The organism is Pseudomonas sp. Bout1 (assembly GCF_034314165.1).
Lineage (GTDB): Bacteria > Pseudomonadota > Gammaproteobacteria > Pseudomonadales > Pseudomonadaceae > Aquipseudomonas.
The window spans coordinates 5,993,406-6,005,951 of record NZ_JAVIWK010000001.1 but is presented as its reverse complement, the minus strand read 5'-3'; the positions used below and the strand labels follow the sequence as shown (position 1 = coordinate 6,005,951).

General features: G+C 58.4%; 13 protein-coding genes. 10 read left to right on the top strand and 3 right to left on the bottom strand.

Annotated features, from left to right (window positions below; genetic code table 11):
• Nucleotides 1–467 precede the first annotated feature (467 nt).
• Complete coding sequence (locus RGV33_RS27830) at nt 468–905, bottom strand: YhcB family protein (protein ID WP_010170781.1); 438 nt, start codon at nt 903–905, stop codon at nt 468–470.
• 147 nt (nt 906–1,052) lie between these two features.
• On the opposite strand from RGV33_RS27830, the gene RGV33_RS27825 reads away from it, so the two are divergent.
• The 3 genes from RGV33_RS27825 (at nt 1,053) to zapE (ending at nt 4,226) form a co-directional block, all read left to right on the top strand.
• Nucleotides 1,053–1,682 (top strand): alpha/beta hydrolase, encoded by a 630-nt coding sequence (locus RGV33_RS27825; RefSeq protein WP_322147526.1) that lies wholly within the window; start codon nt 1,053–1,055, stop codon nt 1,680–1,682.
• Nucleotides 1,683–1,698: 16 nt separating this feature from the next.
• Nucleotides 1,699–3,054, top strand: coding sequence for a tryptophan--tRNA ligase (locus tag RGV33_RS27820; RefSeq protein ID WP_322147525.1), 1,356 nt, complete (start codon nt 1,699–1,701; stop codon nt 3,052–3,054).
• Nucleotides 3,055–3,131: 77 nt separating this feature from the next.
• On the top strand, nt 3,132–4,226 hold the full coding sequence (gene zapE / locus RGV33_RS27815; RefSeq protein ID WP_322147524.1) for a cell division protein ZapE: 1,095 nt from the start codon (nt 3,132–3,134) through the stop codon (nt 4,224–4,226).
• 193 nt (nt 4,227–4,419) lie between these two features.
• Here zapE and RGV33_RS27810 read toward each other — a convergent pair whose 3' ends face one another.
• Nucleotides 4,420–5,340: a GlxA family transcriptional regulator gene (locus tag RGV33_RS27810; RefSeq protein WP_176438669.1), complete on the bottom strand. Its 921-nt coding sequence runs from the start codon at nt 5,338–5,340 to the stop codon at nt 4,420–4,422.
• A 220-nt stretch (nt 5,341–5,560) separates the two neighbouring features.
• Here RGV33_RS27810 and RGV33_RS27805 point away from each other — a divergent pair, with 220 nt between their 5' ends.
• Nucleotides 5,561–6,682 carry an acyl-CoA dehydrogenase family protein gene (locus RGV33_RS27805; protein ID WP_322147522.1) on the top strand — a complete coding sequence of 374 codons (1,122 nt, stop codon included), beginning with the start codon at nt 5,561–5,563 and terminating at the stop codon, nt 6,680–6,682.
• Between the two features lie 106 nt (nt 6,683–6,788).
• On the opposite strand, the gene RGV33_RS27800 is transcribed toward RGV33_RS27805, so the two are convergent.
• Nucleotides 6,789–7,829 (bottom strand): NADP(H)-dependent aldo-keto reductase, encoded by a 1,041-nt coding sequence (locus tag RGV33_RS27800; RefSeq protein ID WP_322147520.1) that lies wholly within the window; start codon nt 7,827–7,829, stop codon nt 6,789–6,791.
• A gap of 248 nt (nt 7,830–8,077) precedes the next feature.
• Here RGV33_RS27800 and rplM point away from each other — a divergent pair, with 248 nt between their 5' ends.
• The 6 genes from rplM (at nt 8,078) to RGV33_RS27770 (ending at nt 12,529) form a co-directional block, all read left to right on the top strand.
• Nucleotides 8,078–8,506 carry a 50S ribosomal protein L13 gene (rplM, locus tag RGV33_RS27795; RefSeq protein ID WP_003216032.1) on the top strand — a complete coding sequence of 143 codons (429 nt, stop codon included), beginning with the start codon at nt 8,078–8,080 and terminating at the stop codon, nt 8,504–8,506.
• 14 nt (nt 8,507–8,520) lie between these two features.
• Nucleotides 8,521–8,913 carry a 30S ribosomal protein S9 gene (gene rpsI, locus RGV33_RS27790; RefSeq protein WP_003216038.1) on the top strand — a complete coding sequence of 131 codons (393 nt, stop codon included), beginning with the start codon at nt 8,521–8,523 and terminating at the stop codon, nt 8,911–8,913.
• 266 nt (nt 8,914–9,179) lie between these two features.
• Entirely contained in the window at nt 9,180–9,776 is a 597-nt protein-coding gene (gene petA, locus RGV33_RS27785) for a ubiquinol-cytochrome c reductase iron-sulfur subunit (protein ID WP_322147518.1), read from the top strand.
• Nucleotides 9,776–10,987 carry a cytochrome bc complex cytochrome b subunit gene (locus tag RGV33_RS27780; RefSeq protein ID WP_322147517.1) on the top strand — a complete coding sequence of 404 codons (1,212 nt, stop codon included), beginning with the start codon at nt 9,776–9,778 and terminating at the stop codon, nt 10,985–10,987. Before petA ends, RGV33_RS27780 begins: the two co-directional genes overlap by 1 nt.
• The gene (locus tag RGV33_RS27775) at nt 10,987–11,766 is read left to right on the top strand and encodes a cytochrome c1 (RefSeq protein ID WP_322147516.1); all 780 of its coding nucleotides are present in this window, start codon (nt 10,987–10,989) and stop codon (nt 11,764–11,766) included. The genes RGV33_RS27780 and RGV33_RS27775 overlap by 1 nt, the downstream gene beginning before the upstream one ends.
• 145 nt (nt 11,767–11,911) lie before the next feature.
• Nucleotides 11,912–12,529, top strand: coding sequence for a glutathione S-transferase N-terminal domain-containing protein (locus RGV33_RS27770; RefSeq protein ID WP_010170749.1), 618 nt, complete (start codon nt 11,912–11,914; stop codon nt 12,527–12,529).
• Nucleotides 12,530–12,546: the final 17 nt, after the last annotated feature.

The window sequence follows — 12,546 nt, the reverse complement described above, 5'->3', positions numbered from 1 at the left end:
CGCAGGCAAGCCAGCTCCTACATTTGAACCGGGCGTGCCGGCCTTTGATTTTTGCTGTTGCTTTTAACACTCAAGCCGGCCTGTAGGCCGCTGTGTTCTTGATCTGCTTGTGATCTTGATCTTAGGCGCCCCGTCAACCACGCTGGCCGAACGCAGGTATTACGGAGCGGGTAAACCGGCAGGACGCCGGTTTAGCCGCGACGGGGCAGGGACGCCCCGTCGCGGCGGCCCGCGTAGTAATGCCGGAGCTGAGGGCACACCGAGCCTAAGCGAGGTGCCGAGTGGTGGGGCAAGAGCCTTTTGGTTACTTTTGGGCTCCTTTCAAAAGTGACCCGCTGTAAGAGCGGAACCAATAGCAGCCCTGACCCCATCAACGGATATGTACTCACTCCATCCAGCGAAGCCAAACAAAAAAAGCCCGGCTGATCATCGATCAGCCGGGCTTTTCAGTGTCGCTCGAAAACGTATTACTTCTTCAAGCCGTAATGCTCATCCAACATCCCCGGGGCGTTCGGCGTTTTTGGCGCGTAGTCCCGTGGCGGTTCCTGATTTTCCCGAGGCGGGGTCAGCCGCTCCCGTGGCGCTTGCGGTGCATCGGAATGCAGCGCGGCCAGCAGGCGCTGGCGGGTGATGTCGTCCAGGGCCAGGCGGTTGGCACCCTCGGCGAGATGATCCTGTACTTCCTGATAACTCTGAGTGAGCTTTTTCACCAGGGTCGCGGTGCTGTTGAAGTGGGTAACAACTTCGTTCTGGTAACTGTCAAAACGTTCCTGAATGTCATCCAGCTGACGCTGCGTGCGGTTAGGCGCGGCATTCGGCAGCAGGCGGGCAACCAGAAATCCAATCGCGACACCGGCAACCAAGGCGAGAGTCGGCAACAACCAAACTAAGAGCGAGTGTTCCACGAGTCCTTCCTCTATAAACGGCTTTGCTTTACGTTAACGGCTCGGACCTGCGCTGTATACCGCGATTAAGCTCGCAATGATGCCATGCACAGACTTTTAGCTAGACGAGTCGACCCCTTGAGAGGTCACGGAGTTCCTTCCTTGCTCATGCGTGAAACCCCCGTTTTGATCGATGGCCCGGTAGGCCAACTGGAAGCCCTGTATCTGGATCACCCCGAGCCACGTGGCCTGGCGCTGATCTGTCACCCTAATCCGGTGCAGGGCGGCACGATGCTCAACAAAGTCGTATCGACCCTGCAACGCACGGCGCGCGATGCCGGCTTGATCACGTTACGTTTCAATTATCGGGGTGTCGGCGCCAGCGCCGGTACGCACGATATGGGCACCGGCGAAGTCGACGACGCCGAAGCAGCAGCCACCTGGCTGCGTGAAAAACATCCCGACCTGCCGATCACCCTGCTGGGGTTCTCCTTCGGCGGGTTCGTTGCAGCCACCCTCGGTGGCCGCCTGGAAGCCAAGGGCGAAAAACTCGCGCACCTGTTCATGGTGGCCGCGGCCGTGATGCGCCTGCGCGATAACGACGTGCTGCCACAAGGCTGCCCATTGACCGTAATCCAGCCGGAAACCGACGAAGTGGTCGACCCACAGCTCGTCTACGACTGGTCCGCCGCCCTGAATCGCCCCCATACGCTGCTGAAAGTGGCAGAATGCGGACACTTTTTTCATGGCAAGCTGACCGATCTCAAGGATCTTGTGCTGCCACGTCTTTCGAATTGATGACAAGCGATCACCCATGACGACCCGTACCCGCATCCTCACCGGCATCACCACCACCGGCACGCCGCACCTGGGCAACTACGCCGGGGCGATTCGCCCGGCGATCCTTGCCAGCCAGGACGCCAACGCCGATTCCTTCTACTTCCTGGCCGACTACCACGCCCTGATCAAGTGCGATGACCCGCAGCGCATCCAGCGCTCGCGCATGGAAATCGCCGCGACCTGGCTGGCCGGTGGCCTGGATGTGAACCGGGTGACGTTCTATCGCCAGTCCGACATCCCGGAAATTCCCGAACTGACCTGGCTGCTGACCTGTGTGGCGGCCAAGGGCCTTCTCAACCGTGCACACGCCTACAAGGCCTCGGTGGACAAGAACCTGGAAAACGGCGAAGACCCGGATGCGGGCATCACCATGGGCCTGTACAGCTACCCGGTGCTGATGGCGGCGGACATCCTGATGTTCAACGCGCATAAAGTCCCGGTCGGTCGTGACCAGATCCAGCACGTGGAAATGGCCCGTGATATCGGCCAGCGTTTCAACCACCTGTTTGGCAACGGTAAAGAATTCTTCACCATGCCCGAGGCGTTGATCGAAGAAAGCGTCGCCACCTTGCCGGGCCTGGATGGCCGCAAGATGTCGAAAAGCTACGACAACACCATCCCGTTGTTCACCAGCGCCAAGGACATGAAGGAGGCGATCTCGCGGATCGTCACCGACTCCCGCGCGCCGGGCGAAGCGAAGGATCCGGACAATTCGCACCTGTTCACCCTGTACCAGGCGTTTGCCACCAAGGCTCAGGAAGAAGAATTCCGCGGCGAATTGCTGCAAGGCCTGGGCTGGGGCGAGGCGAAGAACCGTCTGTTCCAGCTGCTGGACGGCCAATTGGGGGAAGCGCGCGAGCGTTATCACCAACTGATGTCGCGCCCATCCGATATGGAAGACCTGCTGTTGGTCGGCGCCACGAAAGCCCGTGCCGTGGCTGCCCCGTTCCTGGCCGAGCTGCGTGAAGCCGTGGGCCTGCGTTCGTTCGTCAACCAAACCGCCGTGGCTGCCACCACCAAGAAAAAAGCCGCCAAAGCCGCGCGCTTTGTCAGCTTCCGCGAAGACGATGGCAGCTTCCGCTTCCGTTTGCTGGCGGCCGAAGGCGAGCAATTGCTGCTGTCGCGCAACTTTGCCGACGGTAAAACCGCAGGCGCTGTGACCAAGCAACTGCAATCGGGCCAGGCGCTGGATGTACGCAGTGAAGCCCTGAGCTTCAGCGTATGGCTGGAAGGCGCGGCCGTTGCCGATAGCCCGGCATTCGCCGACAGCGCCTCGCGCGATGCGGCGATCGAAGCCTTGCGCGTTGCGTTGACCCCAATCGAGGATTAACCCGACCAAGGGTTGATTGCCATTCTTCAGGGCCGTCGTTACAGTGGCGGCCCGTTTTTGTTGCCTTGCTAACGAATATGACGCCCCTAGAACGATATCAAGCTGATCTGAAACGCCCCGACTTCTTCCATGACGCTGCCCAGGAAACTGCGGTGCGCCATTTGCAGCGCCTGTACGACGATCTGGTCCAGGCCTCGCAGACCAAGCCGGGCATGTTCAGCAAGTTGTTTGGCAAGAAAGACCACACGCCGGTCAAGGGTTTGTACTTCTGGGGTGGCGTCGGCCGAGGCAAGACATACCTGGTCGATACCTTCTTCGAAGCGCTGCCGTTCAAGGAAAAGGTCCGCACTCACTTCCACCGCTTCATGAAGCGCGTGCACGAAGAGATGAAGACCCTGCCGGGCGAAAAGAACCCGCTGACCATCATCGCCAAGCGCTTCTCCGATGAAGCGCGGGTGATCTGTTTCGATGAGTTCTTCGTGTCTGACATCACCGACGCGATGATCCTCGGCACCCTGATGGAAGAGCTGTTCAAGAACGGCGTGACCCTGGTCGCCACCTCGAACATCGTGCCCGACGGTCTGTACAAGGACGGCTTGCAACGTGCGCGCTTCCTGCCGGCCATCGCGCTGATCAAGCAGAACACCGACATCGTCAACGTCGACAGCGGTGTCGACTATCGCCTGCGTCACCTTGAGCAAGCCGAACTGTTTCACTTCCCGCTCAATGAAGCGGCCCAGGAAAGCCTGCGCAAAAGCTTCCGCGCGCTGACGCCGGAATGCACCCAGGCGGTCGAAAACGATAAGTTGATCATCGAAAACCGCGAAATCATCGCGCTGCGCACCTGCGATGACGTGGCCTGGTTCGATTTTCGCGAATTGTGCGACGGCCCTCGCAGCCAGAACGACTACATCGAACTGGGCAAGATCTTCCACGCGGTGATCTTGAGCGGCGTTGAGCAGATGACCGTCACCACCGACGATATCGCGCGGCGCTTTATCAATATGGTCGACGAGTTCTACGACCGTAACGTCAAGCTGATCATCTCGGCCGAAGTCGAGCTCAAGGACCTCTACACCGGCGGTCGCTTGAACTTTGAATTCCAGCGCACCTTGAGCCGCTTGCTGGAAATGCAGTCCCACGAGTTCCTGTCGCGGGCGCACAAGCCGTAAGTGATGTGCTTGAAATGAAAAAGGCCCGCAGCGATGCGGGCCTTTTTTATGCAAAATTTCCAGATCGACAGAAATCAACTGTGGGAGCCGGGCTTGCCCGCGATAGCGGTCTGTCAGCTAATGCATCTGGCGCCTGGCACGCCGCCATCGCAGGCAAGCCAGCTCCCACATTTTTACTGTGTATACCCTTTGGTTACGCGGCCTGCTGGAATTGCTGGCGGTACTGGTTGGGTGACAACTCGGTGTGTTGCCGGAACAGCCGCGCAAAGAAGCTCGCGTCGTCGTAACCCACTTCGTAACTGATGGTCTTGATACTTTTGCGGCTGCCCGACAGCAAACCCTTGGCAGTTTCGATGCGCAACCGTTGCAGGTAATGCAGCGGCTTGTCACCCGTGGCGGTCTGGAAGCGGCGCATGAAGTTGCGAATGCTCATGCCGTGTTCCCGGGCCACGTCTTCGAAGCGGAACTTGTCGGCGAAGTGCTCTTCGAGCCAATGCTGGATCTGCAGGATGATCACGTCCTGGTGCAGCTTCTGGCCGCCAAAACCGATGCGCCCGGGGGCGTAGTTGCGTTGCACTTCATACAGGATGTCGCGGGCCACGGCCTGAGCGATGTTGGCGCCGCAGAAACGCTCGATCAGGTAGATGTAGAGGTCGCAAGCCGAGGTGGTGCCGCCGGCGCAGTAGAGGTTGTCGGCGTCGGTCAGGTGCTTGTCCTGGTTCAGTTGCACCTTGGGAAAGCGTTCGCTGAAGGCGTTGAAGAAGCGCCAGTAGGTGGTCGCTTCCTTGCCATCGAGCAGCCCGGCTTCGGCGAGCCAGAACACCCCGGTGGCTTCGCCGCAGAGCACTGCGCCACGGGCGTGTTGTTCGCGTAGCCACGGCAGCACTTGGGGGTAGCGTTGGCAGAGTGAATCGAAATCGTCCCAGAAGGCGGGGAGTACGATGATGTCGGCGTTTTCGAGGCCGCCGTCTACCGGCATGATCACATCGCTGAAGCTGCGCACCGATTGCCCGTCGGGGCTGACCAGGCGGGTTTCAAAGGCGGGAGTAAGGCCCTGACCCAGCTGTTTGCCGTAGCGCAGGCTGGCGAGATGGAAGAAATCCTTGGCTTGCATGAGGGTTGAAGCGAATACCCGATCAACGGCCAAAATGCTGACGCGCCGCAAGGGCGTGGAGATTTGGTTAGACATAATTTCATTTATTCTTATAGGGGAAAGTGGTCACCAGACGGCTGGATCGTCTTATTTTTTGTCGCATGTGTCCAGTGTCCCGTGACGCCTTCGCGGCTTAGGCTCTGTGATCCCGGTCTTGTCCGACAATCCACGCAGGTGACCCATGATTCCCAGAACCTTGTTCAGCTCGGAGCACGAACTCTTCCGCCAGAGCGTGCTCACCTTTCTCGAAAAAGACGCGGCGCCGTTCCACGCACAATGGGAAAAGCAGGGCTACATTGACCGCAACCTGTGGAACAAGGCGGGGGAGGCGGGGATGCTCTGCTCGCACTTGCCGGAAGAGTACGGCGGCCTCGGGGCGGACTTTCTCTACAGCGCGGTGGTGATCGAGGAGATCAGCCGCCTGGGGTTGACCGGGATAGGTTTCTCCCTGCATTCGGACATTGTCGCGCCGTACATCCTGCATTACGGCAGTGAGGCGCTGAAGCACAAGTACCTGCCCAAGTTGATCTCCGGGGAGATGGTCACGGCGATCGCCATGACCGAGCCGGGTGCGGGCTCTGACCTGCAAGGGGTCAAGACTACCGCCGTGCTCGAGATCAACGGCTCCAAGACGTTCATTACCAATGGTTTCCTGGCGGACCTGGTGATTGTTGTCGCCAAGACTGACCCCAAGGCCGGCGCCAAGGGCACCAGTTTGTTTTTGGTGGAGGCCAGCACCCCGGGCTTCGACAAGGGCAAGCGCCTGGAAAAGGTCGGGATGAAGGCCCAGGACACCTCGGAGCTGTTCTTCCAGGATGTGCGGGTGCCCAAAGAGAACCTGCTGGGGCAGGCGGGTATGGGCTTTGCCTATCTGATGCAGGAGTTGCCGCAGGAGCGTTTGACGGTGGCGATTGGCGCGTTGTCGTCAGCCGAGGCGGCGTTGCAGTGGACGCTGGAGTACACCCGCGACCGCAAGGCGTTTGGCAAGGCGATCATTGATTTCCAGAACACCCGTTTCAAGCTGGCAGAAATTGCCACCGAAACGCAGATCGGCCGGGTGTTCGTCGACAAGTGCATGGAGTTGCACCTGGAGGGCAAGCTCGATGTGCCGACGGCGGCGATGGCCAAATACTGGGCCACGGACCTGCAATGCAAGGTGCTGGATGAGTGTGTGCAGTTGCATGGGGGTTACGGCTTCATGTGGGAATACCCGATTGCACGGGCCTGGGCGGATGCGCGGGTGCAGCGCATTTATGCGGGGACGAATGAGATCATGAAGGAGATTATTGCGCGGGCGCTTTGACTCTTCTGTGTTGCTGATGGCGCCATCGCGGGCAAGCCCGGCTCCCACAGGAACACTCGGTCAACTGTGGGAGCTGGCTTGCCTGCGATAGCGGTCTAGAGATCAATCAAGGTGCAGGGTTCGGATGATCCTTCTGGATCGCCTCAATCCCCGCCAGCACCTCATCCGACAGTTTCAGGTCCGCACTGGCGATGTTGCTGTCCAACTGCTCAAGGGTCGTGGCGCCGATAATGTTGCTGGTCACGAACGGCTGTTGCGTCACAAACGCCAATGCCATCTGCGCCGGGTCCAGGCCGTGCTCACGGGCCAGTGCCACATAACGGCTGCACGCAGCTTCCGATTGCGCATTGAAGTAGCGGCTGAAGCGGCTGTAGAGGCTCAGGCGGCCCTTGGCCGGGCGTGCGCCCCCTTCGTACTTGCCACTGAGCATGCCGAACGCCAGCGGCGAATACGCCAGCAACCCACACTGCTCACGGATGGCGATTTCTGCCAGGCCCACTTCAAAACTGCGGTTGAGCAAATTGTACGGGTTCTGGATCGACACCGCGCGGGTCCAGCCACGGGCTTCGGCCAGGGCCAGGAACTTCATGGTGCCCCACGGGGTTTCGTTGGACAGGCCGATGTGGCGGATCTTGCCGGCCTTGACCTGTTCATCCAGCGCTTCAAGGGTTTCTTCCAGCGGCGTCAGGTCCTCTTCGGCCTTGTGTTTGTAGCTCAGTTGGCCAAAAAAGTTGGTGCTGCGCTCCGGCCAGTGCAGCTGGTAGAGGTCGATCCAGTCGGTTTGCAGGCGTTTGAGGCTGGCGTCCAGGGCGTCGACGATGTGTTGGCGGTTGTGTTTGAGCTTGCCATCGCGGATGTAGTCGATGGTGTTGCCGGGGCCGGCGATCTTGCTGGCGAGGATCCAGTCGGCCCGGTCGCCGCGACTTTTGAAGTAATTACCGATATATCGCTCGGTGGTGGCGTAGGTGTCTGCCTTGGGCGGCACCGGGTACATCTCCGCGGTGTCGAGGAAGTTGATCCCTGCGGCCTTGGCCCGTTCGATCTGCGCGAAGGCCTCTGCCTCGCTGTTCTGCTCGCCCCAGGTCATGGTGCCCAAGGCTATCGCGCTCACGTTCAGATCGGTTCGGCCCAGCTGTCGATAGTCCATCGGGTACTCCTTGGAGGAAAACAATCATAAAAGCAGGTTGAAATTTTTTTGGCAATCTGCATAATTGCCCACCTCTTTCTGCAGTGGAAGTGATGCGCCGCCTGCCGAAGAATCTTGCCGTTGAACGGACGCGCTGACCCGAGCCCCCGATAGCGTCTGTATCCGGCTGCCTTTGACTTGTCAAAGTACGCACTATTCAGTAAGATCCGCCGTCTAATTTACAGGGCGGCCCCTGAGGCTATTAAAGAATGACAACTTTTACTGCAAAACCAGAAACAGTTCAGCGCGACTGGTTTGTCGTCGACGCCGCTGGTCAGACCCTGGGTCGTCTGGCCACTGAAGTCGCCAGCCGTCTGCGTGGCAAGCACAAGCCTGAGTACACCCCTCACGTTGATACCGGTGACTACATTGTCATCATCAACGCTGAACAGGTACGTGTTACCGGCAACAAAGCGCAAGACAAAATGTACTACCGTCACTCCGGTTTCCCAGGCGGTATCAAGTCTTCGAACTTCGAAGGCCTGATCTCCAAAAAGCCTGAAGCCCCGATTGAAATCGCGGTCAAAGGTATGCTGCCGAAGGGCCCACTGGGTCGCGACATGTATCGCAAGCTGAAAGTCTATGCGGGCGCTGCTCACCCTCATGCTGCTCAGCAGCCCCAAGAACTGAAGTTTTAACGGAATAGTTCATTATGTCGGCGACTCAAAATTACGGCACTGGCCGTCGCAAAACCGCTACCGCTCGCGTTTTCCTGCGTCCGGGTACTGGTAACATCTCGATCAACAACCGCACTCTGGAAAACTTCTTCGGTCGCGAAACTGCCCGCATGGTAGTTCGTCAGCCGCTGGAATTGACCGAGACCGTTGAAAAGTTCGACATCTACGTCACCGTTATCGGTGGCGGTGTAAGTGGTCAAGCTGGCGCAATCCGCCACGGTATCACTCGCGCTCTGATGCAATACGACGAAACCCTGCGTGGCGCTCTGCGCAAAGCTGGCTTCGTGACTCGCGATGCTCGTGAAGTTGAACGTAAGAAAGTTGGTCTGCGTAAAGCGCGTAAGCGTCCGCAGTACTCGAAGCGTTAATTCGCTTTTACGTTCCAGAAAACGCCCAGCCTCCTCACGGAGCTGGGCGTTTTTTATTGCCTGCTATTTATGTAAAAAAATCTGTGTGACAACTTGCCACATCCGTAGAGCCCCTATACTCAAAGGCTTGGAGCCAGTGCCGGGGGCAATTACCTTGTCAGACGTGTGGCTTTTCATTACCATTCGGCAAAATTTTTATAAGTTCAGATTTAACACTTAGTAGACGCCTGATTTAACAGGCCACAAAGCTGATGGGAGAGGACTGAATGAGCAATGACGGCGTGAATGCAGGCCGGCGTCGCTTCTTGGTAGCAGCCACATCCGTGGTGGGTGCTGCAGGAGCGGTGGGGGCTGCGGTCCCGTTCGTGGGGTCATGGTTTCCCAGTGCCAAGGCGAAAGCCGCAGGTGCACCGGTGAAGGTGAATATCAGCAAGATCGATCCAGGCCAGCAAATGATTGCTGAGTGGCGCGGTCAGCCAGTGTTCATCGTTCGTCGTACGGAGGAAATCCTGGGGAATCTAAAGAAGATCGAGGGCCAACTGTCTGACCCCGACTCGAAGAATTCCGACCAACCCGCTTACGTCGATAAGGAAAATCGCTCGATCAAGCCGGAGATTCTGCTGCTGATCGGTATCTGCACCCACTTGGGTTGCTCTCCCACTTTCCGCCCGGAAGTTGCGCCCGCAGACTTGGGCAAGGACTGGGTCGGGGGCTATTTCTGCCCGTGCCACGGTTCGCACTACGACCTCGCTGGCCGCGTCTACAAGTCACAACCCGCACCACTGAACCTGCCAGTTCCGCCACATCACTACGAGACTGACAGTGTCATTGTCATTGGCGTCGACGAGGGGGAGAAAGCCTGATGAGCAAGTTCATGGATTGGGTGGATGCCCGTTTTCCCGCGACTAAAATGTGGGAAGATCACCTCAGCAAGTACTACGCACCGAAGAACTTCAACTTCTTCTATTTCTTTGGCTCCCTGGCACTTTTGGTACTGGTCAACCAGATCGTTACCGGTGTCTGGCTGACGATGAGCTACACCCCGTCGGCCGAAGAAGCCTTCGCCTCCGTCGAATACATCATGCGCGACGTCGAGTACGGCTCGATCCTGCGTCTGCTGCATTCCACCGGCGCTTCGGCGTTCTTCATCGTGGTCTACATGCACATGTTCCGTGGCTTGCTCTACGGTTCGTACCAGAAGCCCCGCGAGCTGGTGTGGGTCTTCGGCATGCTGATCTACCTGGCGCTGATGGCCGAGGCCTTCATGGGCTACCTGCTGCCGTGGGGCCAGATGTCCTACTGGGGCGCCCAGGTGATCATCTCGCTGTTTGGCGCGATCCCGGTCATCGGCAATGACCTGACCCAGTGGATTCGAGGTGACTACCTGATCTCGGGCATCACCCTGAACCGCTTCTTCGCGTTGCACGTGGTGGCCCTGCCAATCGTGATCCTGGGGCTGGTGGTGCTGCACATCCTGGCGTTGCACGAAGTGGGTTCGAACAACCCCGATGGCGTCGACATCAAGAAGCACAAGGACGAGAACGGCATACCGCTGGACGGCATTCCGTTCCACCCGTACTACACCGTGAAAGATATCGTCGGCGTGGTGGTGTTCCTGTTCGTTTTCTGCTCGATCGTGTTCTTTTTCCCGGAGATGGGCGGTTATTTCCTGGAGAAACCGAACTTCGAACAGGCGAACGCGTTCAAGACCCCGGAACACATTGCCCCGGTCTGGTACTTCACCCCGTTCTACGCGATCTTGCGCGCGATTCCCGACAAACTCATGGGCGTTATTGCCATGGGCGCGGCGATTGCGGTGCTGTTCGTGCTGCCCTGGCTGGACCGTAGCCCGGTCAAGTCCATGCGTTACAAGGGCTGGTTGAGCAAGATCTGGCTGTGGGTGTTCTGCATTGCATTCGTGATCCTGGGTGTACTGGGCGTGCTGGCGCCGACCCCGGAGCGTACGTTGCTGTCGCAGGTGTGCACCTTCCTGTACTTCGCCTACTTCATTCTGATGCCGTTCTACACCCGGCTCGAGAAGACCAAACCGGTACCGGATAGGGTGACTGGCTGATGAAAAAATTATTCGTTGCATTCATTCTTGCGGCGCTGCCGCTGCTGTCTTTCGCTGCTGAACATGGCCCGGATCTGGAAAAAGTCGACATCGACGTGTCGGACAAGGCCGCAATGCAGGACGGGCTGCGTACGTTCACCAACTATTGCATGGGCTGCCACAGTGCCAAGTTCCAGCGTTACGAGCGTGTGGCCGATGACTTGGGCATTCCCCATGACGTGATGCTCAGTCACTCGGTGTTCACCGGGGCGAAGATCGGCGACCACATGACCATCGGCATGCAACCTGCCGACGCCAAGACCTGGTTCGGGGCTGCACCGCCCGACCTGACCCTGGTGGCGCGTGTACGTGGCACCGATTGGCTGTACGGTTACCTGAAATCCTTCTACGAAGACCCGGCGCGTCCCTACGGCGTGAACAACAAAGTGTTCCCGAACGTCGGTATGCCTAACGTTCTGGTCGGCCTGCAAGGCCGCCAAGTGGTAGGATGCAAGCAAGTACAAATCGTCGAAGACGGCAAGAAGCAGTATGATCCGCTCACCGGTACGCCTTTGACGCATGAAGCGTGCGATCAGCTGACCATAGTGCCGAAGACCGGCGCGCTGAACGAAGAGCAGTTCGACGAGAAGGTCAAGAATCTGGTGACCTTCCTGGCCTACTCGGCCAACCCAGTGAAGCTGCAGCATCAGCGCATTGGTACCTATGTGTTGCTGTACCTGGCCTTCTTCTTCGTGTTCGCTTATCTGCTGAAACGCGAATACTGGAAGGATGTGCATTGATCCAACCGTAAGTAATTGCTGTTAATCTTGCGCGCCCAGCGGCATCTCTGAAGGTAAGTCTGGTTTATCCAGGCGTCACGGAGATGCTCACTGGGCGCGCTCGTTTTTGAGCTTCCGATAATTTCAACAAGCGAGGAGGACCGCCATGGGCGTGACCAATCGGTTGGCCTGTTACTCCGACCCCGCCGACCACTATTCCCACCGAGTACGCATCGTGCTCGCAGAGAAGGGTGTCAGCGCAGAGATCATTACTGTCGAGGCGGGTCGTCACCCGCCGAAACTGATCGAAGTGAACCCTTACGGCAGCTTGCCCACCCTGGTCGATCGTGACCTGGCGTTGTGGGAGTCAACCGTGGTGATGGAATACTTGGATGAGCGTTACCCCCATCCACCGCTGCTGCCGGTATATCCGGTGGCGCGTGCCAACAGCCGCCTGCTGATCCATCGGATCCAGCGTGACTGGTGTGGCCTGGTGGACCTGATTCTGGATTCACGCAGTAAAGAAGCGGCCCGGGTCCAGGCGCGCAAGGAATTGCGCGAGAGCCTGACCGGTGTTTCGCCGTTGTTCGCCGACAAACCTTTTTTCCTCAGCGAGGAACAAAGTCTGGTGGATTGCTGCCTATTACCCATACTCTGGCGCTTGCCGATTTTGGGCATAGAACTGCCGCGGCCTGCCAAGCCGCTGCTTGACTACATGGAGCGCCAGTTTGCGCGTGAGGCTTTCCAGGCGAGTCTGTCTGGTGTCGAACGCGATATGCGCTAAGGCTTAAGGAGCCGTTG